Origin of the sequence: Streptomyces sp. NPDC057253, from assembly GCF_042669125.1 — a bacterium.
In the GTDB taxonomy this organism is placed as follows: Bacteria; Actinomycetota; Actinomycetes; order Streptomycetales; family Streptomycetaceae; genus Streptomyces.
The window spans coordinates 1-20136 of record NZ_JBHUXV010000096.1 but is presented as its reverse complement, the minus strand read 5'-3'; the positions used below and the strand labels follow the sequence as shown (position 1 = coordinate 20136).

17 protein-coding genes are annotated in these 20136 nt (G+C 71.6%); 5 read left to right on the top strand and 12 right to left on the bottom strand.

Translation table 11 applies throughout. From position 1 onward, the window contains the following. The first annotated feature begins 62 nt into the window (after positions 1–62). Positions 63–1601, top strand: a complete 1539-nt coding sequence (locus ACFULQ_RS36380; RefSeq protein WP_383552323.1) for an alpha/beta hydrolase — start codon at positions 63–65, stop codon at positions 1599–1601. A 129-nt stretch (positions 1602–1730) separates the two neighbouring features. Next, positions 1731–3287: an alpha/beta hydrolase gene (locus tag ACFULQ_RS36375; protein WP_383552320.1), complete on the top strand. Its 1557-nt coding sequence runs from the start codon at positions 1731–1733 to the stop codon at positions 3285–3287. Positions 3288–3340: 53 nt separating this feature from the next. Here the strand turns inward: ACFULQ_RS36375 and moeZ are convergent, their stop codons facing one another. From moeZ to ACFULQ_RS36315, 12 genes are all read right to left on the bottom strand, one after another. Next, positions 3341–4519 carry an adenylyltransferase/sulfurtransferase MoeZ gene (gene moeZ, locus ACFULQ_RS36370; protein ID WP_123762925.1) on the bottom strand — a complete coding sequence of 393 codons (1179 nt, stop codon included), beginning with the start codon at positions 4517–4519 and terminating at the stop codon, positions 3341–3343. Between the two features lie 63 nt (positions 4520–4582). Beyond that, the gene (locus tag ACFULQ_RS36365; RefSeq protein ID WP_383552317.1) at positions 4583–5332 is read right to left on the bottom strand and encodes a spherulation-specific family 4 protein; all 750 of its coding nucleotides are present in this window, start codon (positions 5330–5332) and stop codon (positions 4583–4585) included. Beyond that, complete coding sequence (locus tag ACFULQ_RS36360; protein WP_383552315.1) at positions 5320–6279, bottom strand: NAD-dependent epimerase/dehydratase family protein; 960 nt, start codon at positions 6277–6279, stop codon at positions 5320–5322. The genes ACFULQ_RS36365 and ACFULQ_RS36360 overlap by 13 nt, the downstream gene beginning before the upstream one ends. 231 nt (positions 6280–6510) lie before the next feature. Continuing rightward, positions 6511–7977 carry a hypothetical protein gene (locus ACFULQ_RS36355; protein WP_383552313.1) on the bottom strand — a complete coding sequence of 489 codons (1467 nt, stop codon included), beginning with the start codon at positions 7975–7977 and terminating at the stop codon, positions 6511–6513. Beyond that, the gene (locus tag ACFULQ_RS36350; RefSeq protein WP_383552311.1) at positions 7974–9776 is read right to left on the bottom strand and encodes a DUF3492 domain-containing protein; all 1803 of its coding nucleotides are present in this window, start codon (positions 9774–9776) and stop codon (positions 7974–7976) included. Before ACFULQ_RS36350 ends, ACFULQ_RS36355 begins: the two co-directional genes overlap by 4 nt. Before the next feature lie 190 nt (positions 9777–9966). Next, on the bottom strand, positions 9967–11559 hold the full coding sequence (locus tag ACFULQ_RS36345) for a dipeptide ABC transporter ATP-binding protein (RefSeq protein WP_383552309.1): 1593 nt from the start codon (positions 11557–11559) through the stop codon (positions 9967–9969). Next, positions 11556–12554, bottom strand: a complete 999-nt coding sequence (locus tag ACFULQ_RS36340; RefSeq protein WP_383552307.1) for an ABC transporter permease — start codon at positions 12552–12554, stop codon at positions 11556–11558. Before ACFULQ_RS36340 ends, ACFULQ_RS36345 begins: the two co-directional genes overlap by 4 nt. After that, positions 12551–13600, bottom strand: a complete 1050-nt coding sequence (locus ACFULQ_RS36335) for an ABC transporter permease (protein WP_383552304.1) — start codon at positions 13598–13600, stop codon at positions 12551–12553. Before ACFULQ_RS36335 ends, ACFULQ_RS36340 begins: the two co-directional genes overlap by 4 nt. Before the next feature lie 4 nt (positions 13601–13604). Continuing rightward, on the bottom strand, positions 13605–15323 hold the full coding sequence (locus tag ACFULQ_RS36330; RefSeq protein WP_383552301.1) for an ABC transporter substrate-binding protein: 1719 nt from the start codon (positions 15321–15323) through the stop codon (positions 13605–13607). Positions 15324–15490: 167 nt separating this feature from the next. Further along, positions 15491–15586 (bottom strand): Ms4533A family Cys-rich leader peptide, encoded by a 96-nt coding sequence (locus ACFULQ_RS36325; RefSeq protein ID WP_330264584.1) that lies wholly within the window; start codon positions 15584–15586, stop codon positions 15491–15493. 57 nt (positions 15587–15643) lie between these two features. After that, entirely contained in the window at positions 15644–17287 is a 1644-nt protein-coding gene (locus ACFULQ_RS36320; RefSeq protein ID WP_383552299.1) for a DUF3152 domain-containing protein, read from the bottom strand. An 8-nt stretch (positions 17288–17295) separates the two neighbouring features. Then, a complete protein-coding gene (locus ACFULQ_RS36315; RefSeq protein WP_383552296.1) occupies positions 17296–18381 on the bottom strand; it encodes an alpha/beta fold hydrolase in 1086 nt (361 codons plus the stop codon). A gap of 232 nt (positions 18382–18613) precedes the next feature. On the opposite strand from ACFULQ_RS36315, the gene ACFULQ_RS36310 reads away from it, so the two are divergent. The 3 genes from ACFULQ_RS36310 to ACFULQ_RS36300 all read left to right on the top strand — a co-directional run bounded on the left by ACFULQ_RS36310 (position 18614) and on the right by ACFULQ_RS36300 (position 20106). Then, complete coding sequence (locus ACFULQ_RS36310) at positions 18614–18832, top strand: hypothetical protein (RefSeq protein ID WP_383552294.1); 219 nt, start codon at positions 18614–18616, stop codon at positions 18830–18832. 204 nt (positions 18833–19036) lie between these two features. Beyond that, entirely contained in the window at positions 19037–19678 is a 642-nt protein-coding gene (locus ACFULQ_RS36305; RefSeq protein ID WP_383552291.1) for a TetR/AcrR family transcriptional regulator, read from the top strand. Between the two features lie 200 nt (positions 19679–19878). Next, positions 19879–20106 carry a DUF3107 domain-containing protein gene (locus ACFULQ_RS36300; protein WP_020119766.1) on the top strand — a complete coding sequence of 76 codons (228 nt, stop codon included), beginning with the start codon at positions 19879–19881 and terminating at the stop codon, positions 20104–20106. Positions 20107–20136: the final 30 nt, after the last annotated feature.

Genomic DNA, 20136 nt, shown 5'->3' with positions numbered 1-20136 from the left:
GGGCGTACCTCTTACGGCACGCGCCCCGAGCGCCCCCGAGCGCGCGACCGCAGGATGGGAGCATGCCGAACCCCCCTCGACGAGGCGTCGCCCTGACCGCCGCCGTCCTGCTGCTGTCCTGCGCGCTGGCGGGCTGCGACGACTCCCACGACGAGGACCTGTCGGCCCAGGAGCTCAACTGGAAGGACTGCCCGGCCCCGTCCCGCGCCGAGGGCGGCGGGGAGGCGCCCTCTCCCCTGCCGGGCGGCGCCGAGTGGCAGTGCGCCACCCTCAAGGTCCCGCTCGACTGGGCGAAGCCCAAAGGGGACACGATCGGCCTCGCGCTGATCCGGGCGAAGGCCAGCGGCGCCGAGGGCCGGCGCATCGGTTCGCTCGTCTTCAACTTCGGCGGCCCCGGCGGCTCGGGGGTGACCACGCTGCCCGCCTTCGGCGCGGACTACGCGAAACTGCGCACCCGCTACGACCTGGTGAGCTTCGACCCCCGCGGAGTGGGCCGCAGTGCCCCGGTGGAGTGCCTGAACGACCCACAGCTCGACTACTGGTTCGAGCAGGACTGGACCCCGGACGACTCGGCCGAGCGCACCGCGCTGATGGCCAACACCAAGGAGTTCAACGCGGCCTGCGAGGAGAACTCCGAGAAGATGCTGCCGCACGTGCGCACCACCGACGCGGCCCGCGACATGGACCTGATGCGACAGGTCCTCGGCGACGACAAGCTGTACTACTTCGGCATCTCGTACGGCACCGAACTCGGCGGCGTCTACGCCCACCTCTTCCCGCAGCACGTCGGGCGCGCGGTCTTCGACGCGGTCGTCGACCCGACGCAGACCAGCGAGCAGGGTTCCCTCGGACAGGCCGAGGGCTTCCAGCTCGCGCTCGACAACTTCGCCGAGGACTGCACCTCCAAGCCCGAGGACTGTCCCGTCGGCGACACCGCCCAGGACGTCAAGGACCGCATCGCCAAACTGCTCGCGGACCTCGACAGGAAACCCATCCCGGGCATCGGCCAGCGGCCGCTGACCCAGACCGCCGCGACCAACGGCATCGCGCAGTCGCTGTACTCGAAGGACTTCTGGGAGTACCTCGTCGAGGGCCTGGACCAGGCGTACGCCGGCGACGGCAGGATCCTGATGCTGCTGTCCGACTCGATGAACGGGCGCAGCGAGAACGGCGAGTACAGCAACATCACCGCGGCCAACATCTCCATCAACTGCGCCGACGACAGGCCCCGGTACACCCCGGCCGACGTCGAGCGGAGGCTGCCGGAGTTCCGCGCCGCCTCCCCGCTGTTCGGCGACTTCATGGCCTGGTCCATGGTGAGCTGCACCGACTGGGCCGTGCCGGGCGCCGCCGACCATCCCGACGTCAGCGCGGCCGGCTCCGCGCCGATCCTCGTGGTGGGCAACACGGGCGACCCGGCCACCCCCTACGAGGGCGCCCGGAAGATGGTGGAGGCACTCGGCGCGGGCGTGGGTGTCGAGCTCACGTACAAGGGCCAGGGGCACGGGGCCTACGACAGCAAGAACAGGTGTGTGCAGTCGGCGGTGGACGGTTACCTGCTGAACGGAAAGGTGCCGCCGGCGGGCACCGTCTGTTCATGACCCTCTAGCGTGCACGAAATACCAGGTCACAGCGTTATCCACAGGCTCCGACAGGCTTCACGTGCTCGGCCTACCATGGCCGGACCGACGTTCGTGGATCGGCACGGACGGCTGGGGAGGGGGACTGTCATGGGGCGTTTCGTACGGTGGGCGGCGGCCGCCGCCGCTGCCGCGCTGCTCGCGGCGGGCTGTTCCGGCGGCTCGTCGGGCGGCTCGTCCGGCGGTGACGGGGACGAGCGGGCGGGCAGCGCCGGGCCCACCACGAGGGACGCGAAGGCGCTGCCCGCCTCGCTGACCTCACAGAAGCTGGACTGGGGGCGCTGCAAGGCCACCGGGGACTCCTCCCCGCCCGGCAACGACTGGCAGTGCGCCACGCTGAAGACGCCCCTGGACTGGTCGAAGCCGGACGGCGAGACGATCGACCTGGCGCTGATCCGCACCAGAGCCCGCGGCGGCGACCGCATCGGCTCGCTCCTCTTCGACTTCGGCGGCCCCGGCCTCACCGGCGTGGGCACGCTGCCCGCGTACGCCGCCACCGCCTCCCTGCTGCGCGAGCGGTACGACCTGGTGAGCTGGGACCCGCGCGGGGTCGGCGCCAGCGAAGGCGTCCGCTGCCGCGGCGACAAGGAGATCCAGGCGGCCGAGTCCGTGGACGCCACCCCGGACACCCCGGCCGAGGAACGGGCCTACCTCCAGGACGCCACCGACTTCGCGCGCGGCTGCGAGAAGGACGCGGGCAAGCTGCTGGCGCACGTCTCGACCACCGACACCGCGCGCGACATGGACCTGATGCGCCAGGTCCTCGGCGACGACAAGCTGTACTACTTCGGCATCTCGTACGGCACCCAGCTCGGCGGTGTCTACGCCCATCTGTTCCCGGAGAAGGTGGGGCGGCTGGTGCTCGACGCGGTCGTCGACCCGAGCGCCGACGCGGTGGGTCACCGCAGGAACCAGGCCCGGGGTTTCCAGCGCGCGCTCGACAACTACCTGAAGTCCACCGGCCAGGACCCCGCGCAGGGCACCCGGAGGATCGCGGACCTGCTGGCGCGGATCGACGCGAAGCCGTTGGCCACCTACTCCGGGCGCAAGCTGACCCAGGTGCTCGCGTTCACCGGCATCGTCTATCCGCTGTACCGCCAGGACAGCTGGCCCTCACTGACCAGCGCACTGAAGACGGCCGAGCAGGGGGACGGCTCCGAACTGCTGGCACTCGCCGACGGCTACAACGAGCGTGATCCGTCCGGGCACTACGGCCTGCTCCCGCATGCCCAACGGGTCATATCGTGCTTGGACGACAAGCAGCGGCCCACACTCGCACAGGCGAAGAGGCTGCTGCCGGAGTTCGAGAGGATCTCGCCGGTGTTCGGCCCCTTCCTCGCCTGGGACGCGGCCGGCTGGTGCCACGACTGGCCGGTGGCCGGGCAGTCGCAGACGCCGGAGGTGAGCGCGCCGGGTGCAGCGCCGGTGCTGGTGGTCGGCAACACGGGCGATCCGGCGACGCCGTACGAGGGCGCCCGGAAGATGGCGGACGAGTTGGGCAAGGGGGTCGGTGTGGAGCTCACCTGGGAGGGCCAGGGGCACACGGCGTACGGCAACGGGAGCGACTGCGTGGACTCCACCGTGAACGCGTATCTGCTGAAGGGCACGGTGCCGAAGGACGGCAAGGTCTGCGCCCAGGGTCGATGACGGAAAGGGGCCCGGCACACGTGGTGCCGAGCCCCTCTCGGGAAGGTGCGGGTCTAGTAGACCGGCTTGTCCGGCTCGATCTGGTTGACCCAGCCGATCACACCGCCGCCGACATGGACCGCGTCGGAGAAGCCCGCGGACTTCAGGACCGCGAGGACTTCCGCACTGCGGACACCCGTCTTGCAGTGCAGGACGATCTTCTTGTCCTGCGGAAGGCCTTCGAGGGCGGTGCCCATGAGGAACTCGTTCTTCGGGATCAGCTTGGCGCCGGGGATCGAGACGATCTCGTACTCGTTGATCTCCCGGACGTCGATGATCTCGATGTTCTCGCCGTCGTCGATCCACTCCTTGAGCTGCTTGGGAGTGATCGTCGAGCCGGCGGCCGCCTCCTGGGCCTCCTCGGAGACGACGCCGCAGAAGGCCTCGTAGTCGATGAGCTCGGTGACGGTCGGGTTCTCGCCGCAGACCGCGCAGTTCGGGTCCTTGCGGACCTTGACCTGGCGGTACTGCATCTCCAGGGCGTCGTAGATCATCAGGCGGCCGACGAGCGGCTCACCGGTGCCGGTGAGGACCTTGATGGCCTCGGTGACCTGGATGGAGCCGATGGACGCGCACAGCACGCCCAGCACGCCGCCCTCGGCGCAGGAGGGGACCATGCCGGGGGGCGGGGGCTCCGGGTAGAGGCAGCGGTAGCAGGGGCCGTGCTCGGACCAGAAGACGGAGGCCTGGCCGTCGAAGCGGTAGATCGAGCCCCACACGTACGGCTTGTTGAGCAGCACGCACGCGTCGTTGACCAGGTAGCGGGTCGCGAAGTTGTCGGTGCCGTCGACGATCAGGTCGTACTGGCTGAAGATGTCCATCACGTTCTCGGCCTCGAGCCGTTCCTCGTGAAGGATCACGTTCACGTACGGGTTGATGCCGAGGACGGAGTCGCGGGCGGACTCGGCCTTGGAGCGGCCGATGTCGGCCTGGCTGTGGATGATCTGCCGCTGCAGGTTCGACTCGTCGACCTCGTCGAACTCCACGATTCCGAGCGTGCCGACGCCCGCCGCGGCCAGGTACATCAGCGCCGGCGAGCCCAGGCCGCCGGCGCCCACACAGAGCACCTTGGCGTTCTTCAGCCGCTTCTGCCCGTCCATCCCGACGTCGGGGATGATCAGGTGGCGGGAGTACCTGCGGACCTCGTCTACGGTGAGCTCGGCGGCCGGCTCGACCAGGGGTGGCAGCGACACGGGGACTCCGTTGGTCGGTCAATCACTACAGTTGTTCTCCCCGTAACACTGCCATGGGCTTCTTCATTCCGAGACACCCGTTCCGATCCGCGAGACGATTTCGTCCCAGTAGCCGGGCATCGTCTCGAAGGGGTCGACGCGACCGCCGCGGTCCGTGCGGTCGGTGAACCAGATCGTGGACGCGCCCTGCCAGCGGGCGATCCGCAGCGCCTCCTCGAGATGCGGTCCCGGCAGCCCGTGGACGAGGTGGCAGAAGGTCTCGGTCGGGTAGTCGGCGGTCCACTCGGCCACCTGCGACCAGCGGTAGTCGCTCCAGGGGCCGGAGAAGGTGATCAACTGGTCGGCGTTCTCGGCGTATCCGGGGTACGGGTGGGTGCCATGGCCGAGGACGATGTGAGTGTCGTCACGGAGCGCTCGGAGCGTGGTGACGATGCGGCGGATCTCGGGGAGCGCGGCGCGTCCGGTCGGGCAGCGGTCCAGGAGGAAGCCGTCGACCTGGTACCAGTCGAGGTAGCGCTGCCCTTCGGAGATCAGCTCGCCGAAGGTCCGGGCCCCGTAGGTGGCGTCGAGGTGGCCGAGGACCCGGACGCCCGCGTTGCGCAGCCGGCCGGCCGCTTCGAGGCAGTGCGGGTCGGGGCGGGCGCCGGGGCCGTCGGCGATGTTGAGGACGGTCCAGTGCAGGGGGGTGCCGGGGCGGCTGAGTTCGGCCCATTCGGCGGGGGCGACCAGGGGGTGGGCGAAGCCGGGGACCCCCAGGCCGGCACGGAGTTCGGTGCCGGGCGTACCGCTCTTCGTGCTGGTCAGATGCGACATGCCGCCTCCATCCAGATGTCGGCGAGGGACTCTTCGAGGTTGATCCGGGGGCGCCAGCCGAGCCTGTCGCGTGCGGTGCGCACATCGGCCTGCTGCCAGCTGCCGCAGCCGTCGGGATACGGGTACGCGACCGGCGCCGCGTGGTCGGGCTCGGAGCGGGGGTGGCCGATGGTCGCCCTCAGCGGGCCGGGAGGGCCGTCGAGTTCGTGGAGGGCGCCGCCGTATCCGGCGACCCGGGCGAGCACCGCGGCGGCGTCCCGGAGGCGGACGGCACGGCCCGAGCCGATGTTGATGACGCCCTGGGCGGCGGAGAGCGAGGCGGCGTGGACGGCGCGGGCCACATCGCGGACGTCGACGAAGTCGCGCTGGGCGCCGAGGCCACCGAGCTTCAGTTCGCCGTCGCCGGACTGCATGGCGCGGCGCATGGCCTCGGCGAGCCGGCCGAGCGGGGATCCGGCGGGGGTGCCGGGGCCGGCCGGGGAGAAGACGCGCAGGACGACCGCGTCCAGGCCTGAGCCCAGGACCAGTTCGGTGGCGGCGAGCTTGCTGACGCCGTACGGGCCACCGGGGCGCGGGACGGCGTCCTCGGCCGTGGAGGAGCCGGGCTGGCTGGGTCCGTACTCCGCGCCGCAGCCGATCTGCACCAGACGGGCTCCGCAGCCGCTGCGGCGCAGGGCCTCGCAGACGGTGGCGACGGCGACCGTGTTGTGGCGGGTGAGATCGCGGGCACCGCCGCGGGTGGCGCCGGCGCAGTTGACGACGACGCCCGGGTGGACGGCGTCGAGGAAGCGGGTGAGGGCGCCGGGGCTGCCGGACGCGAGGTCGAAGCGGACGTCGGCGTCGTCACCGCGGCCGAGGGCGGTGAGCTGGACGGCGGGGTCGGCGAGCAGACGGTCGGCGACGAAGCGGCCGAGGTAGCCGTTGGCTCCGATCAGCAGGACTCTCATCGGGCTGCTCCCGGGGCCTTGGGGGCGGGTCGGGAGGTGGTCATTGCGGGTTCTCCTTCGGGAGGGGCTTGCGAGATGCCTCCGGCGGTGGGCCGGGATGCCTGCGGCGGATGGGGGTTGCGCCGGGGCGGGTTCAGCGGACGGCGTCCGCTCACACCGGGTGGTCGCTCGGGCGGGCGGTCGCTGGAGCGGCTGGTCAGTGCTACGGCGGGTGCGTGGGGCGGAGTCGGGTCAGCACGGCTCCTCCTGGGCGTGGGCCGAGGCCCTGGTCAGCTTGCGGGTCGCGTGGATCAACAGGGCGAGGGCGCCGAGTCCGCAGGAGAGGGTCTGGATGCCGGCCGGGCCCCAGAGGTCCACGAGGGCGTCCACCGGCGTGGCCAGGAACCCGCAGCCCGGCAGGCGGGACGCGAAGGTGGCGGCCAGGGTCGTCGCCTGGGCCGTCGTGGCGGCGATGAGCACCACCACGGGAGCGTGGGTGAAGCCGTGGGTGGTGAGGAGGCGGGCGAGGAAGAGGAGGGCGCCGAGGGTGAGGGTCTGCGCGTAGGGGGCGGGTTCGTCCAGGAGCGTGGCGGACAGGGCGAGAAGGGCGGTCAGGGCGCACAGGTACAGGGCGAAGGTGCCGAGCAGCAGGGGTCGTACGGAGGCCGCGAAGTCCTCCAGGCCGCGGCTGACGGTCAGTTTGCGGCGGGCGCGGGCCGTGAAGCGGTGGGCGGACCAGGCCGCGGGGGCGCAGGACAGGGTCAGGGCGAGGAGGGGGGCCGTGGCCACGGGCCAGGGCGCGTCGGCGGCGCCGGTGGGCAGGGCGTCGGGGCCGCCGGTCACAGCCGCGCCGAGCAGACCGTCCCCGAAGGCGGCGTAGGCGAGCAGCCAGTACGTCCAGGTGGAGGGGGTGGTCGTGGGCGCGCGGTCGGGGGTGCCGAGCGGGCCTCGGGACAGGGCCGCGCGGACGGCGAAGGAGACGGCCAGGGCGCCCACCAGTGCGACGACCAGGCGGGGCTGACCGTGGGTGAGGCGGATGCCGACGACCGTGGCCGCGCACAGGGCGCCGGGCAGGAGGGTGAGCAGGGCCCAGTCGGCGCGGGGCCGCGATGTCCTGTCGGCCGTGGGGGGCGGGGGTGTCTCGCCGTCCCTCGGGACGCGGGCGTACATCTCCTCGGCGAGCGAGAAGACGTCCCGGTGGCGGAAGCGGACGGCGGTGCGGTCGGTGACGCCGTGGGCCTCCAGGCCCGCCGCGATCTCCAGGGGGTCGACGGCCCGTTCGCACAGCTCGCGGTGACGGTGCATCAGGGCTTTCACCGGGTCTGCCGCGGAACGCCGGGCGGGGGTGGTCGTGGGGGTGCGGCCGGTGGAGATCTCGGGGGCGCGGGGGGTGGGCGCTGGTGGAGTGGGGGCGGCTGTGGCTGCCTCTGCGTCCGCCCCTGCCACTGCCGCTGCCCCTGCCACTGCCGCTGCCTCTGCCTCTGCCTCTGCCTCTCCGGAGGGGCCGATCGGGTCGGCCTGCCCCGGGTTCCCGGCGGCCTTCGCAGCCCGCGGCTCCTGCTCCCCGGAGTCGTCGGCACAGCCCACCTCGTGCTCGCCGAGCACATCAGAGGCCTCCGCCTCCGCCCCCGTCTCCCCCACCAACAACTCCCCCGGCTCTGTGTCCCGAGCCCCAGGGCTGCCAGGGCCGGCAGGCTGGTCGAGTCCCAGGTCGCTCATCCGGGCGCTCCTTCCGTGGCGGCGAAGGGAGGTGTCGCACGGACCGGGGGTCCCGCGGCCCAGCCGGGGCCGCCGCGGGCCACGACTCGGGTGCTGCGCTCGGTCCAGCGGCCGGGCACATGGGCCTCGGCGGGGGCGGCGAACGGCAGGGGTTCACCGGTGCCGTCCAGGACTACCGGGCGGACCGGGGTGCGCGAGACGATCTCCAGGTAAATGCCGTGAAATGCCGTGATGTTCTGTTCCACGGTGAAGAGTTCGAGTGCGCGGGCGCGCGCGGCGGCGCCCAGGCGCTCACGGCGCTCGGGGTCGCGCAGCAAGGTCACGCACGCCTCCGCGAGCGCCTTCGGATTGCGCGGCGGTACGACGAGCCCCGTGCCCCCGATGACCTCCACGACCGCGCCGACGTCGGTGGACACGGTCGCCCGAGCGCAGAACATGGCCTCGACCAGGCTGATCGGAAAGCCCTCGACGACGCTGGACAGGACGGTGACCGCGCCCGAGGCGTAGGCGTCGGCCAGGGTGGGCACCTCCGGCCCGCCGATCTCCTCGAAGGAGACCGGGTTGTCGCCGACGGCGTGCAGTCCGTCCGCCTCGTCGGGGAAGAGCTGTGCGGCCAGGGCCTTGCAGTGCCCCAGATAGGCCGCGCCCTCGGAGCCGGCGGGCGCGCCGATGATCCGCAGGCGCGTCTTGGGCTCCTCCTTGCGGATCTCCGCGAAGGCGTGGAGCAGCGAGATCAGGTCCTTGGCGGGTTCGACCCGGCCGACCCACACCAGCGTGTCCGGGTCCACGCACTGCGCCGACTCGCCGATTTCCGCGAAGTGACCGGCGTCCATGCCGGGGTAGACCGTGCGGAGCTTCTCGCGCTCGGCGCCGCAGCGTTCCTGCCAGCGGCGGGCGTGGGTGTTGCCGGGCGTGACGACCGCGGCCCGCCGGTAGGTCTCGGTGGCGAGCCGGCCGTGGAAGGAGGCGAGCAGGGCGCGCACGGCGGGCGAGGACCCGGTGTCGGCCAGGTAGTGCGTCCGCAGCCGCACGCCGTACTCGGTCACCAGCAGCGGTACGCCGCAGAAGTAGTGCGCGAGCAGTCCGGGCAGGGCGGCGGAGCCGCCGGCGGCCGCGTGGCACAGGTCGACCGCGCCGAGGCCGTCGTCCTCGTACCAGTCGAGCGAGAGGGGGCGCAACGCGCGTTCCAGGTGCCCGGCCACGGCGAGCAGATCCGGGACGCGCGCCTCGCGAGCCGTCTGCCGGGCGCCGGGCGCGCGACAGGCGCGCTCCAGGGCTCGTACGGCGGTCTCGGAGCGGAGCGCTCCCACCAGCCCGCCCTCGTCGCGGGCGAGTTCGGCGAGCCCGTACAGGGCACTGGCGAAACGGTCCGCCTCAACGCCGGGCGCCTCCACGGAGCCCTGCCCCGAGTCCCTGCCCGAGCCCTTCCCCGTGCCCTGCCCCGAGCCCCTGCCCGAGCCCTTCGCCGTGCTCTTCCCCGAGCCCGTCCCGAACCCTTCCGCGGCGCCCCCCTCGCACAGCGCCACCACCAACTCCCCGTAGGACTCGGCGAACCGACGGCGCGCGCGCCGCCCGTACACCACCCCGTCGTCCTCCGCGGTCCACAGCGGGGCCGTGATCACCCGGTCGACCTGCGGCGGCAGCGGAACCCAGCCCTCGACCTCCTGGTGCTCGGTGCGGCTGAGCGCGTAGATGTCGAACTCGTGCTGCTCGAGCCCGCGCACGAGCCGGTCGCACCAGAGCCTGGCGTCACCGCTCACATACGGATAGCCACCCTCCGTAAGCAGTCCGATGCGCACGAGTGCACCCCCGATCTCCCGTATGAGGAGCCGCCGTTGGCCCGGCGGCTCGCAGCGGGACGAACGTATGCGGACAAGGCGGTGGCGCGACGGACGGTTGTCCATCGCGCCACCAAAAGGGGTGAACGCTCGTAACTTTCCCGTGCGGGTCGCGTTCGGTCGCGCTAGGAGATCATTCGGACACGGAACGTCAGCTCACGGCCACTGCCCGGCGTTCGGCCCGGCGCCGGGCCGCGATCCCCGGATCGAGCGCCGGTACGGCGGCCAGGAGCTGCTTGGTGTACGGATCCCGCGGGCTGTCGTAGACCTCGTCGGCCGGGCCCTGTTCGACGATCCGGCCGCGCCGCATCACGGCGACCCGGTCGCTGACCTGGCCGACGACGGCGAGGTCGTGCGCGACGAAGACCAGCGCGAGTCCGAGCTCCCGTTGCAGCTCGCCGAGCAGGGTCACCACCTGGGCCTGGGTGGTGACGTCGAGCGCGGAGACGGGCTCGTCGCAGACGATGACGCGCGGGTCGGCCGCGAGCGCCCGCGCGATGCCCACGCGCTGGCGCTGACCGCCGCTGAACTCGTGCGGGTAGCGGTCGTAGTGCGCCCCTTCGAGCCCCACGCGCTCCAGGAGCTCCCGCACGCGCCCCCTGATCCGCTGCTCCTCTCGTTCGCCCCGCGCCCGAAGGGGGTCCGCGATGGACTCGCCCACGCTGCGGCGGGGGTTGAGGGAGGAGACGGGGTCCTGGAACACCATCTGCACGGCCGGGTTCACGCCCACGCGTGCGTGGCCGTCGTAACGGACCTCGCCCTCCGTCGGGGCGAGCAGGCCGACCAGCATCCGCCCGAGCGTCGTCTTGCCGCTGCCGCTCTCGCCGACGACACCGAGGGTCTCGCCCCGGTGGACCGTCAGGGAGACGTCGTCCACGGCCGCGAAGGCCTTCTTGCCGCGCCCGAACTCCCTGCGCAGGCCCGTCGCTTCGAGGACCACGTCGCCGGTCTCCCCGGAAGGCGCCCGGGGCGCCTCCACGCGCGGGACCGCGGCGAGCAGTTCGCGCGTGTACGTCCGCGCGGGCGTTCCGAGGACCTCGGCGACCGGGCCGTGCTCGACGGCCTTGCCGTGCCGCATGACGAGCACGTCGTCGACGCTCTCGGCGGCGACCCCGACGTCGTGGGTGACGAGCAGCAGGCCCATGCCGGTCTCCTGGCGCAGGGTGTGCAGCAGGTCGAGGATCTGGGCCTGGACGGTCACGTCGAGCGCGGTGGTCGGCTCGTCGGCGATCAGCAGGTCGGGCTCGCAGGCCAGTGCCATCGCGATGAGAGCGCGCTGGCGCATGCCGCCGCTGAACTCGTGCGGACGGGACCGGGACCGCCGTACGGCGTCCGGAATGCCGACCCGGTCCAGTACCTCCACCGCACGCGCGCGTGCCGCTCGACGCGACACACGCGTGTGCACGCGGTACACCTCGGCGATCTGGTCGCCGATCGCGTAGTACGGGTCCAGGGACGACAGCGGGTCCTGGAAGACCATGGCGGCCTTGGCGCCCCGCAGCCGCCGCAGTTCGTCGTCCGACGCCTCCTGTACGTCCACCCCGGCGACCTCGGCCGAGCCGCTCACGCGCGCTCCCGTGCCCCGGTGCAGTCCGAGCAGGGCCGAGGCGACCGTGGACTTGCCGGAGCCGGACTCGCCGACCAGGGCCAGGGCGGCACCCTGCTCCAGCCGGAAGGAGAGGCCGTCGACGGCGCGCAGGTCGCCGAACTCGACGGTCAGGTCGGTGACTTGGACCAGGCTCATGCGAGCACCACCCGTCGGTCGGCCACCGCGTACAGCACGTCCGCGACGGCGTTGGCGAGCACCACGAAGAAGCCGATGACCAGGACCATGCCGACGACGACCGGGAGGTCGACGACGGTGACGGCGTGGACCAGCTCCTGGCCGATGCCGGGCAGTCCGAACAGCGACTCGATGAGGACGGCACCGCCCACCGCGCTGCCGAAGTCGTTCGCGTTCAGGGCGATGATCGGCGCCAGGGCGCCCCGCAGGGCGTGCCGGCCGACGATGGAGCGCTCACCGACGCCGTAGGCGCGGAAGGTGCGGATGTGGTCCTCGGCGAGGGTCTCCAGCATCGACGCCCGGGTCAGCCGCGCGAAGTAGGCCGCCTCGCCGAGGGCGAGCGTGACCCAGGGCAGCAGCAGGCCCCACGCCCACTGTTCGGGGTCGTCGGTGAACGGGACGTACTCCGGGAAGGGCAGCAGTTCCAGCTGGCCGCAGACCACGATCATCAGGACCAGGCCGATGACGAACACGGGCGTGGCGACGCCCGCGAGGGTGATGCCGGTCAGCGCGCGCTCGGTGAACCGGCCGCGCCGCCAGGCGGAGAGCACACCGGTGCCGACGCCCAGCAGCAGCCACAGCACCATGCCGCCGATCACCAGGGAGAGGCTGACGGGCAGCTTGTTCAGGATGATCCGGGTGACCTGCTGGTCGCTCTGGTACGACAGCCCGAGGCAGGGTGCCGAGCAGTGCTCGACGGAGGTGCCGGTGGAGTAGTCGTGGCCCACCACGATGCCCTGGAGGAAGTGCCAGTAGCGCAGGTACAGCGGGTCGTCGAGCCGGAGTTGCTGGGCGACCTGGTGGACCTGTTCCGGCGAGCAGCGCGGGCCGCAGGTGATCTGGGCGACATTGCCGGGGGTGGCGTAGAAGACGACGTAGATGATGACCGAGAGGGCGAGCAGGGTGAGGACCGCGCTCACGGTCCGGCGCACCGCGAATCCCGCGAAGCCGCTCATGAGCCGGCCTCCTTGCTCACCTTGGACTCGCCGGTCTTCGACTCGCCCGCTGTGGACCCGTCCGCCTTGGACTCCTGCCTGCGGCCCGTGCCGACGCGCAGGCGGGAGGCCGCGCGCGGGTCGAGGGCGGTGCGGACGCCGTCGCCGAGGACGGTGAGGGCGAGCACGGTCGCGAAGAGCGCGGCCGCGGGCAGCAGGAGGTACTGCGGGGCCGCCTGGTACCAGACGTCGGCCGAGGAGAGCATCTGCCCCCAGGACGGCGTGGGCGGCTTCACGCCGACGCCGAGGAAGGACAGGGCCGCCTCGATGGTGATGTTCGCCGGGACCATCAGCGCCGCGTAGGTGATGACCGGTGCGGCGAGACCGGGCAGCAGTTCCCGGCGGGCGATCCGCCAGGTGCCCCAGCCGCTGAGCCGGGCGGCGGCCACGTAGTCGAGTTCCTTGAGGGTGAGAGTCTGGGCGCGGGCGATCTTGCCGATGGTGCCCCAGGCGACGAAGCCGATGATGAGCGCGACCAGGATCGGCCTCGGGAAGTTCTCAGGCACGATCGCCAGCAGGGCCAACGCCATGATCATCAACGGCATCGCCACGATGATGTCGGTGATCCGGCTCAACAGTTGATCAACCCATCGGTTGCCGAGTGCGGCGGCCACGCCCACGACGACACCGAGGAGGACCTGTACGGCGGTGGCGCCCAGCGCGACGCCCAGGGAGACCCGGGCGCCGTACACCAGACGCGCGAACAAGTCGCGTCCGGTCTGTGGTTCGACGCCGAGCCAGTGGTCCCCGCCGGCGCCCCCGAAGGATCCGATCGGCACACCGCCGCGCGCGGAGTCGATCAGGGAGGGGTGGTAGGTGGTCGGGTCCTGGCCCTCCAGCGCGGTGAGCAGCGGCGCGGCGAGCGCGACCAGGACGAGCAGCGCGACGACGGCCGCCGCGGCCATGGCGGCGCGCTGCGCCCGCAGCCGCCGCCAGAACTGACGGGCCCCCGAGACCCCCGGGGCGGTCGCCTCGGGGATCTCGGTGGCGACAAGTGCCTCGCTCATCGGGTTACTTGACCGCGACCTGCGAGATGTCCAGGACACCGGTCCAGTCGCTGATCACAACGTTCCTGATGCCCTTGCCGACCAGCCGCTTGTAGACCGGGTGGAACAGCGGCACGGTCAGCGCCTGCTGGCCGATCTTCTTGTCCAGCGCACCCCACCTCTTGGCGGCGGCGTCAAGATCGGTCAACTTGTTGATCGCGTCAATCTCGGCATTGACCGACTTGTCATTGAGCAGGCCCGAGTTGAAGTTCGCGCCGTCCTTGACGATCTGCCGGCCGTCGAAGATCGGGGCGAGGAAGGGGCCACCCGAGGGCCAGTCGGCACCCCAGGCGGAGAGGAAGAAGCCCGGCTCCTTCTTCACGTTGTGGATCGTGTCCGAGTAGTTGTTGTCCTCCAGGCCCTGGAGCTTGACCGTGATGCCGGCCTTCTTGAGCGCGTCCTGGATCGCGGTCGCGATCTCGGGGCTGGTCTTGAAGTTCTGGGCGTTGTCGTGGGTCAGCGTGACGGTCAGCCCGTTCGGGTAGCCGGCCTCCTTCAGCAGCTCCTTGGCCTTGGCCGCGTTGCCGGTCGCGCCCGCCGGGAAGTGGTCGTAGGCCTCGTAGCCGAAGGACTTCTGGTCGGGCAGGAAGGTCGTGGCGGCCTCGGCCAGCGCGGAACCGCCCGCCGCGTTCACCACGGAGGAGCGGTCGACGGCGTACGAGATCGCCTGGCGCACCTTGATGTCGTTGAACGGCTTGACCGTCGGGTTGAACGCTATGTAGTTCGTGTAGCCGAAGTGGCCGGTGCCGACGCGGGCGGCGAGCTCCTTGTCACCGGTGACCTTGGCGAGCTCGGCCGGGCCGAGGTTGGTGTCCGTGGTGACCGCGGCCGCGTCCGCGCCCTGGGACGCCGACAGCCGCTGGTTGATCACCGAGGAGTCGAGTCCGGACTTGACGTCGATCTTGTCCGGGTACGCCTTGCGCTCGGCGTCCGTGGCGGCGGACCAGTAGGTGTTGCGCTCCAGGAGGAGGGTCTGACCGTCGTTCTCGTTCTTGACGACCTTGTAGGGGCCGGACGAGACCGGGTGCTCCTCGTACTTCGTGCCGGTGTCCTTGGCCTTCGGGACGGGCGTGAACTGCGTCTGCGTGGCGAGGTAGGGGAACTCGCCCTCGGGCTTGTTCAGGTGGAACACGATGGTCCGGGCGTCCGGCGTCTCGATCGCCGACAGGCCCTTCTTGTCCTTGTACGGCCCCTGGTAGTCGGCCGCGCCGACCAGCCAGTCCCGCAGGTAGGGGGCGCCGCCGGAGAGCTCGGGCGCGAAGGACCGCTCGATGCCGTACTTGATGTCGGCCGAGGTGATCGCGGTGCCGTCCTCGTACTTGAGGCCCTTCTTCAGGGTGTACGTCCACTCGGTCGCGTCCTTGTTGGGGCGCCCGGTGTCGGTGGCGAGGTCGGGGACGACCTCGGTGCCGGCCGCGCCGCTCTCGCGGTTGCGGGTGGTCAGTGTGCGGAAGACGAGCGAGGGCACGTTGCCACCGCCGGAGGTGTACAGGCGGGCCGGGTCGAAGTCCGACTGGGCCTCGGAGTTCAGGACCGTGAGGGTGCCGCCCTTGTGGGGCGTGGTGTCGCCACCGGAGCTCTTGGCATCGTTGTCCTCAGGGCCGCAGGCGGCGGCGCCCGCTGCCAGAACCAGGCTTACGGACACCGCGGCCACGCGGCGCTTCGTGAGGGACGGTTGACGCATCGGAGACGACCTCTCGAAATGATGAGTCTCGTATGGTGAGACAGATTGACGAAGGATGAGACGAACGTGGACGGACGTCTGCCCCGGCGTCAGGACGTCGAAAGGCCGTGACCCAGGTCACGGGAGGAACTGCGGAACTCGCGACGCGTGCGCCTGAGGGGCGGGCGTCAGCGACAGAGAATGTCGGCCACGCAGAGCGGGGTCACGCCGATGAGCGCCAGCTGAATGGCGGCGCTGTTCTCGACGGCATGACTAGACCACATGCCCTGCAATATGTACGACTGGATCAACCCATGTCAATGTGACCTGTGTGCCGTCCGTCAACTTCCGGGGTACGGCCAGGGGTTGGCCCGGCAGTGGATTCCGTCGTGGTCGAGGAACTTCGTCTGCTGCTGCATCACCGGCGCGAGCTCGCCGTTCTTGTCGCACGTCACATGGGAGTAGCCGAGACGGTGACCGACTTCATGGTTGATCAACATTTGACGGTAAGCATGGATCCGATCACCGTATGTGGTTGATCCCTGCGCCCATCGATACGCATTGATCATCACTCGTTCGGTGGCGGCCGAGTCGCAGGAGACGTTGTCCTCGGTGGTGTCGAGGCCGGACTTGGCGCACCAGTCGGCCGTGGTGCCGGGACTCGCGAGCGTGATGACGAAGTCGGGCTTGCCGGAGTAGATGCGCTCGAAGGTCCGGGCGCCGTCGTGGGCCCAGCTGCGGTCGTCGTTGAGCGTCTTCTGGACGGCCTCGGCGAAGAGTCCGCCGTCGAGCCCGAGCCCCTGCTCCACGTCGACGCGATAGGTGTACTTCTGGCCCTTGCCGGGCGCCTTGTCGACGCCGGGGATCGCGTCGAACTTCCCCGAGCCGTCGAGCTTGGCACTGAGCGGGTACTTCGTGCCCATCGCCTGCTCGTACGTCAGCGTCGCGACGCTGGGCGAGGACGACGGCGTCGGCTGCCCGGCCGTGACCGAGTCCCGGGCGTCCCGCGCCTGGTCGGTCACCGCCTGGGTGCCGGCAGTGGTGTCACGCTCGCCGGTGACCTGTCCGGCGACGACGACGGCGAGCACGGTGACGACGGCGGCGGCCGCGATGCCGGTGAAGGCCCGGCCCTTGCCGCCCCTGGCCGCCGGCGGTGCTTCGAGGGGCGGTACGTCGTCGGAGCCGGGGTCGGTGTCGGTGCGGGTGTCGTCCGGCCAGTCGGTGAGGGAGCCGTAGGGGTCGGAGGGGTGCTCGGCGACGGCCACCCCGGTGCCTCGGCGAGGCTCCTGAGCCCGTTGCGGTCCCTGCGGGCCTCGCGGACCCTGGGGCCCGCGCGGTGTCCCGGGGGCGAAGACGTCGACGTCGTCGGTGAACGCGTCGAGGTACTCCTGCCGGGGTCCCGACCGCGGCCCCGCGGGCTGCTGCCGCTGCCGCGGAGGCACGTTCCCGGGCCCACTCGGCCCGCGGCCGCCCAACTCCCCCCAGCCGCCCCCGGATTCACGCTGCTCGGGATGCCCACCCCGCGCCCTGGGGACCCCGCGGGCGGGGGTGCCGTCGGGAAGTCTGGGGAACCCATGAGCCGGGGTGCCGTCGGGAAGCCGGGGGAACCCGTGAGCCGGGGTGCCCTCCGGCAGCCGCGGAAATCCATGGGCCGGCGTGCCGTCCGGCAGCCGCGGAAGCCCCCGCGCGGGGGTGCCTTCCTCGAGCCGGGGAAAGCCGTGCGCCGGAGTGCCCTCGGGGAGTCTCGGACCGCCCTGCGCGGGGACCCGGTAGCCAGGCCCTCCGGCCGCTCCGGACCCTCCCGCCGCAGGCACGCCGTACCCGGGGCCACGCTCCGGTGGCCCACCCCACCGAGCCGCCTGCGCCGACGACTGCTGCGCCCGCGCCGAGGAAGCCTCGGGCGGGTTCCCCGAACCGCCCTTGCCTGAACTGCTGGTGTCGGACCCCTTCTTGGGAGCGGGCCCGCGTCGACTGTGGCGTCCCACGCCCCGCCTCAGCTCCCCACGGTCGTGGCATCGGCGCCGCCGCCGGAGGCCGTCCCGGCATCGCCCCCGCGACCCGAGCCCCTCACCGCGCCGTCCCGCCCCTCGGAGCCCCCCACCGAACCGGACCCCTCGGAGGAGGCCGCCTCCTTGTCCGAGACGAAGTCGCGGAACGCCCCCGCCACCGTCTCCGGGTACTCCATCATCGCCACGTGCCCCGCCTCCGGCAGGGTCAGCAGCCGGGAGTCGCGGAAGGCGCGGGCCGCCTTCTGGGCCATGCGGAAGCCGACCAGCTGGTCCCTGCCGCCGTAGACGAGCAGGGTCGGGGCGAGGACGCGCTCGGCCTGGCGCCACAGCGCGTGCTGGCCGCCCAGCGTGTACGCGTTGACCAGCCCGCGCGCGGAACGTGTCATCGCGTCCCAGAAGTACGGCAGTTGCAGCCGCCGTTCCATCTCCTCCACCGCGTGCTGGAAGCCCTCCGGACTGACCCGGCCGGGGTCGCCGTAGCAGAGGGCCGTGACCCCTCGGACACGCTGCTCGGCCGTCCAGCCCCTGCTGTAGCGCGTGAACAGTCCGGCCACACCGGGCAGCGCCAGCAGTCCCGTGGGCACGGCCGTGCGCTGGACGCGGATCTCCGGGAGGGCCGGCGAGACCAGGGTGAGCGTGCGGACCAGGTCCGGCCGCACCGCGGCAACGCGCGTGGACACCGCGCCGCCGAGGGAGTTCCCGAAGAGGTGGACCGGTCCGCGGCCGGAGGCGTCGAGAAGACGGATCACCGCGCGCGCGTGCGCGGTGACCGAGTAGTTGCCGTCGTCCGGCGGCGGGGAGTCCCCGAAGCCGGGCAGGTCGAGGGCCTCGCCGTCGACATCGCCCTCCAACTGCTCCATCAGCGCCGACCAGTTCTGCGAGGAACCGCCGAGGCCGTGGACGTACAACGCGGGCGGCAGCCCCTCGCGCGCGGGTGGCCGCGAACGCACCGTCAGGGTGATCCCCTGGAGCCTCACCGACCGGAGCTGCTCGCCCTCACCGACCCTGACGGGCGACACCTTCGGAAGCACGTTGGCGGGCGGCACGAAGGGCACCTCGGTCGAAGACATGCGGCAATGTTACGAGACGATCACGCACTGGTTCGTGTGTTCGCCATCACAGACGCGCGTACGAGGCGCCGCGTGAGGCGCAAGAGCGGGGCAGACCGGGGCACATGCATCGCTCACACGCCCCGCGCACATCGCATGGCGTCCAGATCGTGTGTCTCCTAGGCTCGTACGCAGGGCACCCGTTTGTGGCCCCCTGTGCGCATCAGGGACGTTCTAGGAAGGGAGCCCCACCATGGCCTACGACCCCACCGACCCCGAGGCCTTCGAGGAAGAGACCGACGACGTCGAGCTCGATGTCGAGGCACCGGAGGACGACGCGGCGGAGCAGCACACCGACATCGCGCCGCACCGCGACGACCCGCTGACCGGCGTGGACCCCGGCCGGGCCAGCGAGGCCGACCTCATCGAGCAGGCCAGGGTCGTCTCGATCGACGAGGACGACTACCGGTGACGAGGACGAGGAAGCACTCATCAGGGCATTCCTGAACAGGAACGGGACCGACGCTGCCCGTCAGATCCCTGTTTGAAACCTTTGCGCGGCTTTCGTCACCGTCCGGTCCGTGAAATTCTGCGCTCGCACCGCGCACAGCACGGTTACCGAAAAGTACGATGGCGGCGCGGCGCACACCGCATGTGGACGACATTGGGAGGCGGCGTGACAGCCATCGAGCAGACAGAGGCGGCACGCCCGCGAGGGACGCGCCTGCCGCGCCGTGCCCGACGGAACCAGCTGCTGGGCGCCGCGCAGGAAGTCTTCGTGGCACAGGGCTACCACGCGGCCGCGATGGACGACATCGCCGAGCGGGCCGGCGTCAGCAAGCCGGTGCTGTACCAGCACTTCCCGGGCAAGCTCGACCTCTACCTGGCCCTGCTGGACCAGCACTGCGAGTCCCTGATCGGGGCCGTACGCGACGCGCTCGCGTCCACCACGGACAACAAGCAGCGCGTCCGGGCGACCATGGACGCGTACTTCGCGTACGTGGAGGACGACGGCGGCGCCTTCCGGCTGGTCTTCGAGTCGGACCTGACCAACGAGCCCGCCGTCCGCGAGCGCGTCGACAAGGTCACCAACGAGTGCGCGGAGGCCATCCGCGACGTGATCGCCGAGGACACCGGCCTCTCGCCCGCCGAGGCGATGCTGCTGGCCTCCGGCCTCGGCGGTCTCGCCCAGGTCGTGGCGCGCTCCTGGCTGCACAGCGACCGCAGCGTGCCGCGCGACCAGGCGGTCCAGCTGCTGACCTCCCTGGCGTGGCGGGGCATCGCCGGCTTCCCGCTGCACGGCACCGACCACCACTGAGGACACCGCCGGAAGCACGGCCGTGAAGACCGCCGGACACACCGAACGACCCGCACGCGCGCGTGCGGGTCGTTTGTTCCCGTCCGGTGTTCGCTGTTGGCGTTCTCACCCGGAGCGTGTACGTCCCCTCACCGGGCTAATGTGTGCTGGGTACGGCGCGGAAGGTCGCGCACTTCACTGACCGTCGGAGGGACATAGCCGTGGAGGTCAAGATCGGCGTGCAGCACGCGCCCCGCGAGATCGTTCTGGAGAGCGGTCAGAGCGCCGAGGAGGTCGAGCGGGCGGTGGCGGAGGCGCTGGCCGGCAAGTCTCAGCTGCTGAGCCTGGTGGACGAGCACGGCCGCAAGGTCCTCGTCCCGGCCGACCGTCTCGCGTACGTCGAGCTCGGTGAGCCGGCTCCGCGCAAGGTGGGCTTCGGCGCCCTGTAGAGGGACACACGCAGCAGACGTGGCGGGGCC

Bases quoted from the DNA above. Each gene is read 5' to 3' on its own strand.
- ACFULQ_RS36380 (WP_383552323.1), top strand. From the start codon at position 63: ATGCCGAACCCCCCTCGACGAGGCGTCGCCCTGACCGCCGCCGTCCTG.
- ACFULQ_RS36375 (WP_383552320.1), top strand. From the start codon at position 1,731: ATGGGGCGTTTCGTACGGTGGGCGGCGGCCGCCGCCGCTGCCGCGCTG.
- ACFULQ_RS36365 (WP_383552317.1), bottom strand. From the start codon at position 5,332: ATGTCGCATCTGACCAGCACGAAGAGCGGTACGCCCGGCACCGAACTC.
- ACFULQ_RS36360 (WP_383552315.1), bottom strand. From the start codon at position 6,279: ATGAGAGTCCTGCTGATCGGAGCCAACGGCTACCTCGGCCGCTTCGTC.
- ACFULQ_RS36355 (WP_383552313.1), bottom strand. From the start codon at position 7,977: ATGAGCGACCTGGGACTCGACCAGCCTGCCGGCCCTGGCAGCCCTGGG.
- ACFULQ_RS36345 (WP_383552309.1), bottom strand. From the start codon at position 11,559: ATGAGCCTGGTCCAAGTCACCGACCTGACCGTCGAGTTCGGCGACCTG.
- ACFULQ_RS36340 (WP_383552307.1), bottom strand. From the start codon at position 12,554: ATGAGCGGCTTCGCGGGATTCGCGGTGCGCCGGACCGTGAGCGCGGTC.
- ACFULQ_RS36335 (WP_383552304.1), bottom strand. From the start codon at position 13,600: ATGAGCGAGGCACTTGTCGCCACCGAGATCCCCGAGGCGACCGCCCCG.
- ACFULQ_RS36330 (WP_383552301.1), bottom strand. From the start codon at position 15,323: ATGCGTCAACCGTCCCTCACGAAGCGCCGCGTGGCCGCGGTGTCCGTA.
- ACFULQ_RS36325 (WP_330264584.1), bottom strand. From the start codon at position 15,586: ATGTGGTCTAGTCATGCCGTCGAGAACAGCGCCGCCATTCAGCTGGCG.
- ACFULQ_RS36315 (WP_383552296.1), bottom strand. From the start codon at position 18,381: ATGTCTTCGACCGAGGTGCCCTTCGTGCCGCCCGCCAACGTGCTTCCG.
- ACFULQ_RS36310 (WP_383552294.1), top strand. From the start codon at position 18,614: ATGGCCTACGACCCCACCGACCCCGAGGCCTTCGAGGAAGAGACCGAC.